Here is a 15391-nt window from a genome sequence, read left to right as displayed (position 1 = left end):
TCCTCAGAAGCCGGTTGGGGTGCGGGTGTGCCAGTCAGTGTTGAGCTGATACTGGTGGGCAACGTTCAACAGGCGACCTTCCTGGAAATACGGGGCGAGCAGTTGCACGCCAACCGGCAGACCGTCGACAAAACCGGCCGGCATCGACAGGCCCGGCAGGCCGGCGAGGTTGGCGGTGATGGTGTAGACGTCTTCCAGGTACGCAGCGACCGGGTCGCTGTTCTTGGCGCCGAGCTTCCAGGCCGGGTTCGGCGTGGTTGGGCCGAGGATGATGTCGACCTCATTAAAGGCCGCCATGAAGTCGTTCTTGATCAAGCGACGGATCTTCTGCGCCTTGAGGTAATAGGCATCGTAGTAACCGGCGGACAGCGCGTAGGCACCGACCATGATCCGGCGCTGCACTTCCGCGCCGAAGCCTTCGCCACGGGAGCGCTTGTACAGGTCTTCCAGGTTTTTCGGGTCTTCGCAGCGATAGCCGAAGCGCACGCCGTCGAAACGCGACAGGTTGGAAGAGGCTTCCGCCGGGGCGATCACGTAGTACGCAGGAATCGCGTGCTGCATGTTCGGCAGGCTGATTTCCTTGATCACGGCGCCGAGCTTTTCCAGCTCCTTGATACTGTTGTGGATCAGTTCGGCAATGCGCGGGTCGAGACCGGCGCTGAAGTATTCCTTCGGCACACCGATGCGCAGGCCTTGCAGCGAGCCGTTGAGGCTGGCGCTGTAGTCCGGCACGGGTTCATCGATGCTGGTGGAGTCGTTCGGATCGAACCCGGCCATACCTTGCAACAAAATCGCGCAGTCTTCGGCCGTGCGCGCCAACGGGCCGCCCTGATCGAGACTGGAGGCGTAGGCGATCATGCCCCAGCGCGAAACGCGACCGTACGTCGGTTTCAGGCCGGTGAGGTTGGTCAGGGCCGCCGGCTGGCGGATCGAACCGCCGGTGTCGGTGCCGGTGGCTGCCGGCAACAGACGAGCGGCCACCGCCGCCGCCGAACCACCGGACGAACCGCCCGGCACGTGTTCCAGGTTCCACGGGTTCTTCACCGCGCCGTAGTAGCTCGACTCGTTGGCCGAACCCATGGCGAATTCGTCCATGTTGGTCTTGCCCAGGGTCACGGCCCCGGCGGCGGCCAGCTTGGCGACGACAGTGGCGTCGTACGGTGCCTTGAAGTTGTCGAGCATCTTCGAGCCGCAACTGGTGCGAATGCCCTGGGTGCAGAACAGGTCTTTGTGGGCGATCGGCGCGCCGAGCAGGGCGCCGCTCTCACCATTGGCCCGGCGGGCGTCAGCGGCTTTCGCCTGCGTCAGCGCCAGGTCTTCGGTGAGGCTGATGAAACTGTTGAGCTGTGGATCGAGCTGGGCGATGCGCGCCAGCAGGACTTTGGTCAGCTCTTCGGAGGAAAACTTTTTATCGGCGAGTCCGCGGGCGATCTCGGCCAGAGTCAATTGATGCATTGCAGGCTCTTTCCCTTTAGTCGATGACTTTCGGAACCAGGTACAGGCCGTTTTCGACCGCTGGTGCGATGGACTGGTAGGCCTCGCGGTTATTGGTCTCGGTCACGACGTCCGCGCGCAGGCGCTGGCTGGCTTCCAGCGGGTGGGCCAGCGGTTCGATACCGTCGGTATTGACCGCCTGCATTTCGTCGACCAGCCCGAGAATGCTGTTGAGGGCCGAAGTGATGTGTGGAAGATCGGCATCATTGAGGCCCAGACAGGCCAGATGAGCGATTTTTTCCACGTCGGAGCGTTCTAGCGCCATTGGGATTCTCCAGTGGAAAACAAAACGGACCGCGTCCGTGTGTTAGATTGTCGGAACACTACCGCACTTCTACGGTCATAAGGCCGCGATTGTGGGGCTTGGTGCACAGAAAAGCGTCCAATTTAACATATTGGCGCCTTGCCCAAAATCCCTGTCGTTGTTAGAGTTTGCCGCACTTTTTTACCCACGCGTTGCCTAGGGTCCCTTTCCCATGTTCAAGAAACTGCGTGGCATGTTTTCCAGCGATCTTTCCATTGACCTGGGCACTGCCAACACCCTTATTTACGTGCGCGAGCGCGGTATCGTCCTGAATGAGCCCTCCGTTGTGGCCATTCGGACACACGGTAACCAGAAAAGTGTCGTTGCTGTCGGCACCGAAGCCAAGCGCATGCTCGGCCGTACTCCGGGCAACATTGCTGCCATTCGTCCGATGAAGGACGGCGTGATCGCCGACTTCAGCGTGTGCGAAAAAATGCTGCAGTATTTTATCAACAAGGTTCACGAAAACAGCTTTCTGCAGCCTAGCCCGCGCGTGTTGATCTGCGTTCCATGCAAATCCACCCAGGTTGAGCGTCGCGCCATCCGTGAATCGGCCCTTGGTGCCGGTGCCCGTGAAGTGTTCCTGATCGAAGAGCCAATGGCCGCTGCGATCGGTGCCGGCCTGCCGGTTGAAGAAGCCCGCGGCTCGATGGTCGTGGATATCGGTGGCGGTACCACCGAAATCGCGCTGATCTCCCTGAACGGTGTGGTTTACGCCGAATCCGTACGCGTTGGCGGCGACCGCTTCGACGAAGCGATCATCACCTACGTGCGTCGCAACTACGGCAGCCTGATCGGTGAGTCCACCGCCGAGCGCATCAAGCAGGAAATCGGTACGGCCTACCCGGGCGGCGAAGTTCGCGAAGTCGACGTTCGTGGTCGTAACCTGGCCGAAGGCGTTCCACGCGCATTCACCCTGAACTCCAACGAAGTGCTGGAAGCTCTGCAAGAGTCCCTGGCAACCATCGTTCAGGCCGTGAAAAGCGCCCTGGAGCAATCGCCTCCGGAACTGGCTTCCGACATCGCCGAGCGCGGCCTGGTGCTGACCGGTGGTGGCGCCTTGCTGCGTGACCTGGACAAATTGCTGGCCCAGGAAACCGGTCTGCCGGTGATCGTTGCCGAAGACCCGCTGACCTGCGTTGCTCGCGGCGGTGGCCGTGCATTGGAAATGATGGATAAACACACCATGGACCTGCTTTCCAGCGAATAAGTCGCCGGATCGCTTCTATGCTGTTGAGCGCGCAGGCGGCACTTTGCAGTGCTGCCTGTTCGCGTTTATCTTCTGTCAGTCTGCATCCAGGCCGGATTGCTGCCGTATGAATAAACAGAACATTTGCCTGGGAGGAGCGGCTTATTAAACCGCTTTTCACCAAGGGCCCTTCACTGGGCGTGCGCCTGTTGGTGCTGGTCGTGCTATCGGTCGCGCTGATGGTGGTCGATGCCCGTTTCAGTCTGCTCAAGCCTGCACGCAGCCAGATGTCGCTGGTGCTGATGGACGCCTACTGGATCACCGACCTGCCCGGACGACTCTGGGAAGGCGTTGCCAGTCAGTTTGGCAGCCGGACCGAACTCGTCGCCGAAAACGAAAAACTCAAGACCGAGAACCTGCTGTTGCAGGGGCGCATGCAGAAGCTTGCCGCCCTGACCGAGCAGAACGTTCGGCTGCGCGAGTTGCTCAACTCTTCGGCACTGGTCAACGAGAAGGTCGAAGTGGCCGAGTTGATCGGCATGGACCCCAACCCCTTCACCCATCGCATCATCATCAACAAAGGTGAGCGCGACGGCGTGGTCCTCGGTCAGCCGGTACTCGACGCCCGCGGCCTGATGGGCCAGGTGGTCGAGTTGATGCCCTACACCTCCCGCGTCCTGTTGCTGACCGACACCACCCACAGCATTCCGGTGCAGGTGAACCGTAACGGTTTGCGGGCGATTGCCAGCGGCACCGGCAACCCGGAGCGCCTCGAGTTGCGGCATGTGGCCGATACCGCCGACATCAAGGAAGGCGACTTGCTGGTCAGCTCCGGCCTCGGCCAGCGTTTTCCGGCCGGGTACCCGGTGGCGACGGTCAAGGAAGTGATTCACGATTCCGGCCAGCCGTTTGCCATTGTCCGCGCCGTTCCGACCGCCGCCTTGAATCGCAGCCGCTACCTGCTGCTGGTGTTCAGCGACAACCGGACTGCCGAAGAGCGCGTCAACGCTGCCGCCCAGGCCCAGGAAAGCCTGGATGCACAGGGCGGTGGGCCGACCATGCCGGCGACGGTTCCTAAGCTGGTCAGCCCCGCGGTCCCCGCTGCACCGGCCGCCGCACCGGCGATACCTGCCACGGCGGCGCCTGCAGCGACTGCCCCCGCCAAGCCAGCCACCACGCCAGCCAAGCCTGCGGCCACGCATCCTGCGGCGGCTAAACCGCCGGCGGCGCAACCCGCTGCCGCGAAGCCTGCCGCCAAACCGCCAGTCTCCGCGCCGGCCACTCCAGTGGGAAGAGAATAATGGGCGGTGTAAAAGCATCCCGAAACGGCTGGATAGTCTGGCTGACGTTCGCCGTCGGTCTACTCCTCAGCGTTTCGCCTTTGCCGCAATTCATGGAAATCCTGCGCCCGCTGTGGCTGGCCCTGTTGCTGGCATTCTGGGCGTTGAACCTGCCGCAGACCGTCGGGATGGTGACGGCGTTCTGCCTGGGGCTGGCTGAAGACGTGCTCTACGGTACCTTGCTGGGTCAGAATGCCTTGATCCTGACGCTCATCACCTATCTGGTGCTGGCGCTGCAACAACGCCTGCGGATGTTTCCGATGTGGCAGCAGAGCCTGGTGATCCTGGTGATCTTCGGCCTCGCCCAGCTTGTACAACTCTGGCTCAGTGCCTTGACTGGCAATCGTCAGCCGACGTTGGCGCTGGTGCTGCCGGCACTGGTCAGTGCATTGCTCTGGCCCTGGATCAGTTTCGGTTTGCGCGGATTGCGTCGACGCTACAAAATCAATTAATTCGCTCAGGCATTAGACAGGGAGAGGTCTTGATGAAACGGTTGTACCTCGCCTCTGGCTCGCCACGCCGGCGTGAATTGCTCACGCAGATCGGCGTTCCGTTCTCCGCCATCAGTGCGGATATCGATGAAACTCCTTTAGCTCAAGAATCCCCGTCGGCCTATGTCGAGCGTCTGGCGCGCGGCAAGGCCGAGGCCGGGCGCGGCAGCGTCGTGTCTGACGAACCGTTCTGCGTGCTCGGCGCCGATACCGCCGTGGTGCTCGATGGAAAAATTCTCGGCAAACCGGTTGATCAGGCGGATGCCTGCGCCATGCTGATGATGTTGTCAGGGTGTGAGCATGAAGTCCTGACCGCGATTGCCGTGCTTGATGGCGAGCGTTGCGAATCCCGGGTTGTCACCAGTCGCGTGCGCTTTCGGGATATCAGTCGCGATGAAGCCGTGGCCTACTGGGCCAGCGGTGAACCACAGGACAAGGCGGGCGGTTATGGCATTCAAGGACTGGGTGCGGTGTTTGTCGCCGGGCTCAATGGAAGTTATTCAGCGGTGGTCGGACTACCGCTTTGCGAAACCGCGGAACTGCTCGGCCATTTCGGCATACCCTGTTGGCAAACCCGGAACGCACACTAAGCAACGTTCTGAACAGATGCGGCCATTATCGTGAACATGCCTGAACGAGACCCTGCCATGAGTGAAGAGATCCTGATCAACATCACGCCGATGGAGTCGCGCGTGGCGGTGGTCGAAAACGGTGTCCTGCAAGAGGTCCACGTCGAGCGTACGCAAAAGCGCGGGATCGTCGGCAACATCTATAAAGGCAAAGTCGTGCGGGTATTGCCGGGGATGCAGGCGGCATTCGTCGATATCGGCCTGGATCGTGCGGCGTTCATTCACGCGTCGGAAATTTCCCTGCGCGAAGGCCCGGCGGTCGAGAGCATCAGCGCACTGGTGCACGAAGGCCAGAGCCTGGTGGTGCAAGTGACCAAGGATCCGATCGGTTCCAAAGGCGCACGCCTGACCACCCAGCTGTCGATCCCTTCACGCTACCTGGTGTACATGCCGCGCACGGCCCATGTCGGGATATCCCTGAAGATCGAAGACGAAGCCGAGCGCGAACGTCTCAAGCAAGTGGTCACCGATTGCGTGGCCAAGGAAGGTATCAAGGAGGCTGGCGGTTTCATCCTGCGTACGGCAGCCGAAGGCGCCGGCGCCGATGAAATCCTCATGGACATCCGTTACCTGCGAAGGCTCTGGGATCAGATCAGCGCCCAGATCAAAACCATCAGCGCGCCCAGCGTGATCTACGAAGACCTCGGTCTGGCGCTGCGCACCCTGCGTGACCTGGTAAGCCCGAAGATCGAGAAGATCCGCATCGACTCCCGGGAAACCTTCCAGAAGACCACGCAATTCGTCGCCGAATTGATGCCGGAGATTGCCGACCGTCTGGAGCATTACCCGGGCGAGCGGCCGATTTTCGACCTGTATGGCGTCGAAGACGAAATCCAGAAGGCCCTCGAGCGCAAGGTCCCGCTCAAGTCCGGCGGATATCTGGTGGTCGACCCGGCGGAAGCCATGAGCACCATCGACGTCAATACCGGGGCGTTCGTCGGCCATCGCAACCTCGAAGAAACCATCTTCAAGACCAATCTCGAAGCCGCGACGGCCATCGCCCGTCAATTGCGCCTGCGCAACCTCGGCGGCATCATCATCATCGACTTCATCGACATGGAAGATGAAGAGCACCAGCGCCAGGTGCTGCGCACGCTCGAGAAGCAGCTGGAGCGCGATCACGCCAAGACCAACATCATCGGTATCACCGAGTTGGGCCTGGTGCAGATGACCCGCAAGCGCACCCGCGAAAGCCTTGAACAGGTCTTGTGCGAGCCGTGCAACGCCTGTCAGGGCCGCGGCAAGCTCAAGACGCCGGAAACAGTGTGCTACGAAATCTTTCGCGAAATCCTGCGTGAGGCTCGCGCCTATCAGGCGGAGGGCTATCGTGTATTGGCCAACCAGAAAGTTGTCGACCGCCTGCTCGATGAAGAGTCGGGCAACGTCGCCGAGCTGGAAGGGTTTATCGGGCGCACCATCCGTTTCCAGGTCGAAACCATGTATTCCCAGGAACAATACGACGTGGTGCTGCTCTGAAGCATTTCGTATTGATTATTCCAGAATGGCTGGCCTCGGCTTTTTGCAAAACTTTTGCCATGGGGGCCATCTGACATGGACCGTCTGACACGCATTTTGGCCGCACTGACCCGCTGGGGTCTGGGCCTGTGCGCGTTGGTTTTGGTCTTGATGGCGCTCTACGTCAGCCTTGGCCGGGAACTGACTCCGCTGGTCGCCGAGTACCGTGCCGATATCGAAACCAAAGCCAGCGATGCCTTGGGCATGCCGCTGCAAATCGGCGAACTGGAAGGCAACTGGAGTGGATTCGCCCCCATATTGATGGCGCACGACGTGACCGTCGGCGAGGGCGCCAATGCCCTGCACCTGGATCAGGTGCGCGCGGTGCCGGACCTTTGGGCCAGTCTGCTGGCGCGTGAGGTACGCATCGCTCATCTGGAACTCAGTGGCCTGAAGATCAGCGTCAAGGAGGGCGACGATGGTCAATGGGCGCTGGAAGGTTTGCCGATGCAACAGGATCAACCGGTCGATCCGCAACAGTTGCTTAATCGCATGCAGATGATCCAGCAACTGTCGGTACTCGACAGCCAGGTGACCTTGCAGCCCTTTGCACGGTCGCCGCTGACCCTGACCTACGTCGGCCTGAATCTGAAAACCGGTGCGTCGCGGCAGCGTCTCGACGCCCGCCTGACCCTGCCCGACGGCCAGCCTGTGGCCATGAGCCTGCGTACCCGCATTCGAGCCAGTCAATGGCAGGACGGTGAAGCCGAGTTCTACCTGAGCCTGCCGCAAAGCGACTGGTCGAAGTGGCTGCCCGAGCGCGTCAGCCAGCAATGGAATTTCTCCGAGATCAAGGCCGGCGGCGAGCTTTGGCTGACCTGGGGCAAAGGCGTCTTGCAAAGCGCTGCAGTGCGCTTGAACGCGCCACAACTCAAGGGCGCCTACGCCGAGCGCAAGCCGATCCAGATCAACAACCTGGCGCTCAATGGTTACTTCCAGCGCAGTGCCGAAGGCATGCAGGTGACCCTGGATTCCCTGGCAATGAACCTGGGCGACGTCCGCTGGGAAACGCATTTGCAGCTCAAGCAAAGCGCCGCCACCGACAAGACCGAAGAACTCTGGCATCTACAGGCCGACCGGGTCGACCTGACCCCGCTCACGCCGCTGCTCAATGCCCTGGCGCCGTTTCCGCAAGGCTTTGCCACCGTTGTCGAGCGGCTCAAAGTGCAGGGCGGACTGCGCAATGTATTGATCGACGTGCGACCCAATGCCACCGACGACAGCAAGTTCAGCTTTGCCGCCAACCTCGACCAGGTGGGTTTCGATGCCTATCACGGTGCGCCGGCGGCGCGAAATGTCAGCGGCAGCATCAGCGGTGACCTGGGGCACGGCGAGCTGCGCATGGACAGCAAGGATTTCATGCTGCACCTGGACCCGATTTTCGCCAAGCCATGGCAGTACATTCAGGCCAACGCGCGGCTGACCTGGAAACTCGATAAAGAAGGTTTCACCCTGATTGCGCCGTATCTGAAGGTGCTGGGCGAGGAGGGCAAGATTGCCGGCGACTTCCTGATTCGCCTGCATTTCGATGACACCCAGGAAGACTACATGGACCTGCGGGTTGGCCTGGTGGACGGTGACGGTCGCTACACCGCCAAGTACTTGCCGACGGTCCTCAGCCCGGCGCTGGATGAATGGCTGCGCACGGCGATTCTCAAGGGCGCGGTGGACCAGGGCTTCTTCCAGTATCAAGGGTCACTCAGCCACGGTGCCGCAGACGTCGATCGCAGCATCAGCCTGTACTTCAAGGTTCACGATGCCGAACTGGCCTTCCAGCCGGGCTGGCCCCATGTCAGCAAGGTCAGCGGCGACGTGTTTGTCGAAGACAGCGGCGTGCGGATCCTGGCCAGCAAAGGCCAATTGCTCGACACCCAGGTCAGGGATGTTTACGTCAACATCCCCCATGTGCCTGCCGGGCAGAACGTTCATCTGTTCCTTGATGGCGGATTTGCCGGTGGTTTGGGCGATGGCCTGAAAATCCTTCAGGAAGCGCCGATCGGCACCGGGGCGACCTTTTCCGGCTGGGAAGGCGAGGGTGAGCTGACCGGCAAGTTGAAGCTGGATATTCCGCTGGCAAAAGGCGAGGAACCGAAGATCCTCGTCGACTTCAAGACCGCCAAGGCACGCTTGAAACTCGCCGAACCGGTACTGGAACTGACCCAGCTCAAAGGTGACTTCCGTTTCGACAGCGCCAAAGGCCTGAGCGGGGAGCACATCAGCGCCCGGGCATTCGACAAGCCGGTCACCGCACAGATTTTTGCCGATGGCAGCCCCGGTAAGCTCAATACCCGGGTGACCGCGTCGGGCCAGGTCGAGGTGAAGAAACTGACCGAATGGCTGAAGGTGACCCAGCCTCTGCCGGTGAGTGGCGTGATCCCTTATCACCTGCAACTGACCCTCGCTGGCCCCGACAGCCAATTGCTGGTCAACTCCAACCTCAGGGGCGTGGCGGTCGATTTGCCTGCGCCCTTCGGCATGGCCGCCGATGCCGGGCGCGACACGATGTTTCGCATGACGTTGCAGGGCGACGAGCGGCGCTATTGGGTCAACTACGGGGATCTGGCGAGTTTCACCTTTGCGGCCCCGGCCAACAATTTCGCCGACGGTCGCGGGGACTTGTTCCTCGGCGGCGGCGAGGCTGTGTTGCCGGGCACCAAAGGCCTGCGAGTACGGGGCGTGTTGTCGGAACTGGACGTAGGCCCGTGGAAGGATCTGGTGGATAAATACGCCGGGCAGGACCCCGGCGGCAGCGCCAAGCAATTGCTCAGCGGTGCGGATTTCAAGGTGGGCAAACTCAGCGGTATCGGCACCACGCTCGATCAGGCTTCGATCCAGCTGGCGCGCAAACCCTCCGCCTGGGCGCTGCAACTCGACAGCCAGCAGGTCAAGGGCAGCGCCAACCTGCCCGATTCGAAGGCCACGCCAATCGCGATCAATCTGCAAACCGTGCGCCTGCCGGCACCGGACCCGACCGTACTGGCCGATGAGAACTCGCCGGACCCGCTGGCGTCGGTGGACCCGACGAAAATCCCCGCGATGGACATCGCGATCAATCAGTTATTCCAGGGCCAGGATCTGGTCGGTACCTGGTCGCTGAAGGTTCGCCCGACGCCCAGGGGCATTGTGTTCAACTCGCTGGATCTGGGACTCAAGGGCATGCTGCTGGTGGGCAGTGGTGGCTGGGAAGGCGTACCCGGCGCCAGCAACAGCTGGTACAAGGGCCGCATCAGCGGCAAGAACCTGGCCGATGTGCTCAAGGGCTGGGGCTTTGCGCCGAGCGTCACCAGCAAGGACTTCTATATGGATGTCGATGGCCGGTGGCCCGGTTCGCCGGCGTGGGTGGCGACCAAGCGTTTCTCCGGCTCGCTGGATGCGACACTCAATCAGGGCCAGTTCGTCGAAGTCGAAGGCAGTGCCCAGGCGCTGCGGGTATTTGGATTGCTCAACTTCAACTCCATCGGCCGGCGCCTGCGCCTGGACTTCTCCGACCTGTTCGGCAAAGGCCTGAGTTATGACCGGGTCAAGGGGCTGCTGGTCGGGACGAATGGTGTGTATGTCACCCGTCAGCCGATCCAGCTGACTGGCCCATCGAGCACGATCGAACTCGACGGCACGCTGAACATGGTGGCCGATCAGATCGATGCGAAACTGATGGTGACCTTGCCGGTGACCAATAACCTGCCGATTGCCGCGCTGATCGTCGGCGCACCGGCGGTTGGCGGGGCGTTGTTCCTGATCGACAAGCTGATCGGTGACCGGGTCTCTCGTTTCGCCAGTGTGAAGTACACCGTCAAAGGGCCGTGGAAAGAACCGAAAATCACCTTCGACAAGGCTTTTTGAAAAACCATTTTCCAGACCTATGGAGTAGCATGGCCGTACGGTTCACCTGTAGGAGCTGCCGCAGGCTGCGATCTTTTTACCTTTATTTTTCAAGATCAAAGATCGCAGCCTGCGGCAGCTCCTACAGGAACGCATTGTTTCAATAGGGAAAAGGCCATGTCTGTAGCGGTGATTCAAATGGTCAGCCAGAGCGATGTGCTGGCCAATCTGGCCCAGGCCCGTCGACTGCTCGAACAAGCAGCCGCTGGCGGTGCGAAACTCGCGGTATTGCCGGAAAATTTCGCCGCCATGGGCCGGCGCGACGTTTCCGACATCGGGCGCGCCGAAGCCCTGGGCGAAGGCCCGATCCTGCCCTGGTTGAAACAGACCGCACGCGACCTCAAGTTATGGATAGTGGCCGGCACATTGCCGTTGCCGCCGGTGGATCAGCCGACGGCGAAGGCGCATGCCTGTTCGTTGCTGGTCGATGACCAGGGCGAAACGGTGGCGCGCTACGACAAGCTGCACCTGTTCGATGTGGATGTGGCGGACAATCGTGGCCGTTACCGTGAATCCGATGACTATGCTTATGGCAGCGCAGTCGTCGTGGCGGACACACCGGTCGGTCGGGTCGGCCTGACGGTTTGCTATGACCTGCGCTTTCCCGAACTGTACAGCGAACTTCGCGCTGCCGGCGCGGAACTGATTACCGCCCCCTCGGCCTTCACGGCGGTGACCGGCGCGGCGCATTGGGATGTGCTGATTCGTGCGCGGGCCATCGAGACCCAATGTTATGTGCTCGCGGCTGCCCAGGGCGGCACGCATCCGGGGCCGCGGGAAACCTTCGGGCATGCCGCCATCGTCGACCCGTGGGGCCGTGTGCTGGCACAACAGGATCAAGGCGAGGCCGTGCTGCTGGCCGAACGCGACAGCAGCGAACAGGCGTCCATCCGGGCGCGGATGCCGGTGTCCAGTCACCGGCGCTTTTTCTCGCAGGGCGCCCAGCGGCCTGCATCAGAAACACGAATTTAAGGCGTAAAGCATATGAGCGAGTTGTTGTCCTCAGTCAGTGAACACCTGCTGGCGCCCGGTGGCGTCACGATCGAGAGCCTGCAAGGCGTGCTCGGCGATCTGGCCGGGCCGGGCATCGATGCCGCCGACCTGTATTTCCAGGGGCAGATCTCCGAGTCCTGGGCGCTGGAAGACGGCATCGTCAAGGAAGGCAGCTTCAACCTTGACCAGGGTGTTGGCGTGCGTGCGCAATCGGGTGAGAAAACCGGTTTTGCCTACAGCAATGCCATCACCCTTGAAGCCCTGGGCGCGGCGGCGCGTGCCGCCCGTTCGATTTCCCGGGCCGGGCAGCACGGTACGGTGCAGGCATTCACCAGCCAGGATGTCGCGCAGTTGTATGCGCCGGACAACCCCCTGGAAGTCCTGACCCGTGCCGAAAAGGTCGATTTGCTCAAGCGCGTCGACGCCGCGACCCGCGCCCTCGACCCACGCATCCAGCAGGTCACCGTGAGCATGGCCGGTGTCTGGGAGCGGATTCTGGTGGCGTCCACCGACGGCGGCCTGGCGGCGGATGTACGCCCGCTGGTGCGTTTCAACGTCAGCGTGATCGTCGAGCAGAACGGTCGCCGCGAGCGCGGCGGTCATGGCGGTGGCGGCCGGACCGATTACCGCTATTTCCTTGGTGAAGACCGCGCCATGGGCTATGCCCGTGAAGCGTTGCGCCAGGCGTTGGTCAACCTTGAAGCCATTCCGGCTCCTGCCGGTACCTTGCCGGTGGTACTCGGCTCCGGCTGGTCGGGCGTGCTGCTGCACGAAGCCGTCGGTCATGGTCTGGAAGGCGACTTCAACCGCAAGGGCAGTTCGGCTTATAGCGGACGCATGGGCGAGATGGTTGCCTCCAAGCTATGCACCATCGTCGATGACGGCACCCTGGCCGGTCGTCGCGGTTCGCTGAGCGTCGATGACGAAGGCACCCCGACCGAGTGCACCACGCTGATCGAAAACGGCGTACTCAAGGGCTACATGCAGGACAAGCTCAACGCCCGTCTGATGGGTGTGGCGCGCACCGGTAACGGTCGTCGCGAGTCTTATGCGCACCTGCCGATGCCGCGCATGACCAACACCTACATGCTCGCCGGCGAAAGCGATCCGCAAGAAATCATCGCCTCGGTGAAACGCGGCATCTATTGCGCCAACCTTGGCGGCGGTCAGGTGGACATCACCAGCGGCAAGTTCGTGTTCTCCACCAGCGAGGCGTACCTGATCGAGGACGGCAAGATCACCGCTCCGGTCAAGGGTGCGACCCTGATCGGCAACGGGCCGGAAGCCATGAGCAAGGTGTCGATGGTCGGTAATGATCTGTCGCTGGACAGCGGCGTGGGCACATGTGGCAAGGATGGGCAGTCGGTGCCGGTGGGTGTCGGCCAGCCAACGCTGAAGATTGATGCGATCACCGTGGGTGGCACGGGGTCGTAAGGAGATACACCGCCTTTGTAGGAGCTGCCGAAGGCTGCGATCTTTTGATCTTTAAAAAGCAAAGATCGCAGCCTTCGGCAGCTCCTACAAGGGCTGCGATGACTTAACGCAGTCCGCGTTGAGTCTCGTCCAGCTCACGGATGTACTTGAAGATTTTACGGCTGGAAGCAGGAGGCTTGTTTTGCGCAACCTCATGCTGGGCCTGACGGATCAGGGAGCGCAGTTGCTGGCGATCCGCGTCGGGATATTCGACGACGAATTTTTCCAGTACGGCGTCGTCACCGGCAATCAGACGATCGCGCCAGCGTTCCAGGTTATGGAAGCGTTCGTTGTATTGACGGGTGGAGGCATCGAGTTGATCGAGCAGAACCAGAATCGCGTCAGTGTCCTGATCGCGCATCAGTTTGCCGATGAACTGAAGGTGCCGTTTACGCGCGATGTTCGCGGTGTGCTTGGGCGCATCGGCCAGGGCCCGGCGCAATCCGTCGGTCAATGGCAGTTTGTTGAGCAAGTCAGGCTTGAGCGTTGTAAGGCGCTCGCCGAGGTCAACCAGAGCATGCAGCTCGCGTTTGACCTGGGATTTGCTTTTTTCTCCCGTATCGAGGGAGTCGTCGTAAGAATCAACCATGGTGGCAGTCCGCAAAGAAACGCCGCCATGATAACCAGTCGGGGGCCGCTTGTCCGGCCCGGTCGCTCGATGACCGTTACCGAAAGCAGAATTTGAGTGGAGAACAGCATGAGTGCAGTTGAAAGCGTCGGCCCACAAGCATTGCCGGCACTGCAGGAACAGGTCGAGCAGATCATCGCTGAAGCCAGGCGCCAGGGGGCCAGCGCCTGTGAAGTGGCCGTCTCCCTGGAGCAGGGCCTTTCGACGTCGGTGCGCCAGCGTGAAGTCGAAACGGTCGAGTTCAATCGCGATCAGGGTTTTGGCATCACCCTGTACGTAGGCCAGCGCAAGGGCTCGGCCAGCACCTCGGCCAGCGGTCCGGAAGCGATTCGCGAAACGGTGGCCGCGGCTCTGGCTATCGCCAAACACACCTCGGAAGACGAAGCCTCGGGCCTGGCCGATGCCGCGTTGATGGCGCGGGATCTTCAGGATTTCGACCTGTTTCACCAGTGGGACATCACGCCGGAGCAAGCCATCGAGCAGGCCCTGGCCTGTGAAGCCGCGGCGTTTGCCGCCGACAGCCGGATCAAGAACGCCGACGGTACCACCCTCAGCACCCATCAGGGTTGCCGCGTTTATGGCAACAGTCACGGGTTTATCGGTGGTTATGCTTCAACTCGCCACAGCCTCAGCTGCGTGATGATTGCCGAAGCGGACGGCCAGATGCAGCGTGATTACTGGTACGACGTGAACCGTCAGGGCAACTTGCTGGCCGATCCGGTGAGCATCGGCCAGCGTGCCGCGCAACGGGCGGCAAGCCGTCTGGGCGCGCGCCCGGTGCCGACCTGCGAGGTGCCGGTGCTGTTTTCCGCAGAGTTGGCGGGTGGCCTGTTCGGCAGTTTCCTGTCGGCGATTTCCGGCGGCAGCCTGTATCGCAAGTCGTCGTTCCTTGAAGGCACGCTGGGGCAGAAGCTGTTTCCGGAGTGGCTGACCATCGACGAGCGCCCACACTTGATGCGTGCCATGGGCAGCGCGGCGTTCGATGGTGATGGTCTGGCAACCTACGCCAAACCGTTCGTCGAAAAAGGCGAGTTGGTGTCGTACATCCTCGGCACCTACTCCGGCCGCAAGCTCGGTATGCCGAGCACCGCCAATGCCGGCGGCGTGCACAACCTGTTCGTCACCCATGGCGAAGAAGACCAGGCGGCCTTGCTGCGGCGCATGGGGCGCGGGCTGTTGGTGACCGAGCTGATGGGGCAGGGCCTGAACATGGTGACCGGTGACTATTCCCGCGGCGCGGCGGGTTACTGGGTCGAGAACGGCGAAATCCAGTTCGCGGTGCAGGAAGTGACCATTGCGGGCAACATGCGCGACATGTTCAAGCAGATCGTGGCCGTGGGTAATGATCTTGAGTTGCGTAGCAACATTCGTACAGGCTCGGTGCTGATCGAGCGGATGACGGTGGCGGGCAGCTAAGCCTCCCCGTTACACAAAAGGCGCGCCACCCATTGGGTGG

The 15391-nt window shown here is 61.5% G+C and carries 12 protein-coding genes; 9 read left to right on the top strand and 3 right to left on the bottom strand.

Annotated features, from left to right (window positions below; genetic code table 11):
* Window positions 1-3 precede the first annotated feature (3 nt).
* Window positions 4-1455: an Asp-tRNA(Asn)/Glu-tRNA(Gln) amidotransferase subunit GatA gene (gene gatA, locus AC07YV_RS27235; protein WP_007976467.1), complete on the bottom strand. Its 1452-nt coding sequence runs from the start codon at window positions 1453-1455 to the stop codon at window positions 4-6.
* A gap of 16 nt (window positions 1456-1471) precedes the next feature.
* Window positions 1472-1759 carry an Asp-tRNA(Asn)/Glu-tRNA(Gln) amidotransferase subunit GatC gene (gene gatC, locus AC07YV_RS27230; RefSeq protein ID WP_007976465.1) on the bottom strand — a complete coding sequence of 96 codons (288 nt, stop codon included), beginning with the start codon at window positions 1757-1759 and terminating at the stop codon, window positions 1472-1474.
* A 211-nt stretch (window positions 1760-1970) separates the two neighbouring features.
* Between gatC and mreB the strand changes: the two genes are divergently transcribed.
* From mreB to tldD, 8 genes are all read left to right on the top strand, one after another.
* Window positions 1971-3008: a rod shape-determining protein MreB gene (mreB, locus tag AC07YV_RS27225; protein WP_002555108.1), complete on the top strand. Its 1038-nt coding sequence runs from the start codon at window positions 1971-1973 to the stop codon at window positions 3006-3008.
* 143 nt (window positions 3009-3151) lie between these two features.
* A complete protein-coding gene (gene mreC / locus AC07YV_RS27220; RefSeq protein ID WP_102702302.1) occupies window positions 3152-4288 on the top strand; it encodes a rod shape-determining protein MreC in 1137 nt (378 codons plus the stop codon).
* Complete coding sequence (mreD, locus tag AC07YV_RS27215) at window positions 4288-4779, top strand: rod shape-determining protein MreD (protein WP_007970244.1); 492 nt, start codon at window positions 4288-4290, stop codon at window positions 4777-4779. The genes mreC and mreD overlap by 1 nt, the downstream gene beginning before the upstream one ends.
* Window positions 4780-4811: 32 nt before the next feature.
* A complete protein-coding gene (locus AC07YV_RS27210) occupies window positions 4812-5408 on the top strand; it encodes a Maf family protein (protein ID WP_102702301.1) in 597 nt (198 codons plus the stop codon).
* Between the two features lie 57 nt (window positions 5409-5465).
* Window positions 5466-6923, top strand: a complete 1458-nt coding sequence (gene rng, locus AC07YV_RS27205) for a ribonuclease G (protein WP_007970246.1) — start codon at window positions 5466-5468, stop codon at window positions 6921-6923.
* 75 nt (window positions 6924-6998) lie between these two features.
* Window positions 6999-10802 carry a YhdP family protein gene (locus AC07YV_RS27200; protein ID WP_102702300.1) on the top strand — a complete coding sequence of 1268 codons (3804 nt, stop codon included), beginning with the start codon at window positions 6999-7001 and terminating at the stop codon, window positions 10800-10802.
* 156 nt (window positions 10803-10958) lie between these two features.
* The gene (locus AC07YV_RS27195) at window positions 10959-11813 is read left to right on the top strand and encodes a carbon-nitrogen hydrolase family protein (RefSeq protein ID WP_102702299.1); all 855 of its coding nucleotides are present in this window, start codon (window positions 10959-10961) and stop codon (window positions 11811-11813) included.
* 12 nt (window positions 11814-11825) lie between these two features.
* Window positions 11826-13268, top strand: coding sequence for a metalloprotease TldD (tldD, locus tag AC07YV_RS27190; protein WP_007970251.1), 1443 nt, complete (start codon window positions 11826-11828; stop codon window positions 13266-13268).
* Window positions 13269-13371: 103 nt separating this feature from the next.
* Here tldD and yjgA read toward each other — a convergent pair whose 3' ends face one another.
* Window positions 13372-13896: a ribosome biogenesis factor YjgA gene (gene yjgA, locus AC07YV_RS27185; protein ID WP_007970253.1), complete on the bottom strand. Its 525-nt coding sequence runs from the start codon at window positions 13894-13896 to the stop codon at window positions 13372-13374.
* Window positions 13897-14004: 108 nt separating this feature from the next.
* Here yjgA and pmbA point away from each other — a divergent pair, with 108 nt between their 5' ends.
* Window positions 14005-15351 (top strand): metalloprotease PmbA, encoded by a 1347-nt coding sequence (gene pmbA, locus AC07YV_RS27180; RefSeq protein WP_102702298.1) that lies wholly within the window; start codon window positions 14005-14007, stop codon window positions 15349-15351.
* Window positions 15352-15391: the final 40 nt, after the last annotated feature.

This window comes from Pseudomonas sp. GW456-E7, assembly GCF_059424105.1.
Note: the sequence above shows the minus strand (reverse complement) of the source record. Positions and strands in the feature narration are given on the sequence as shown.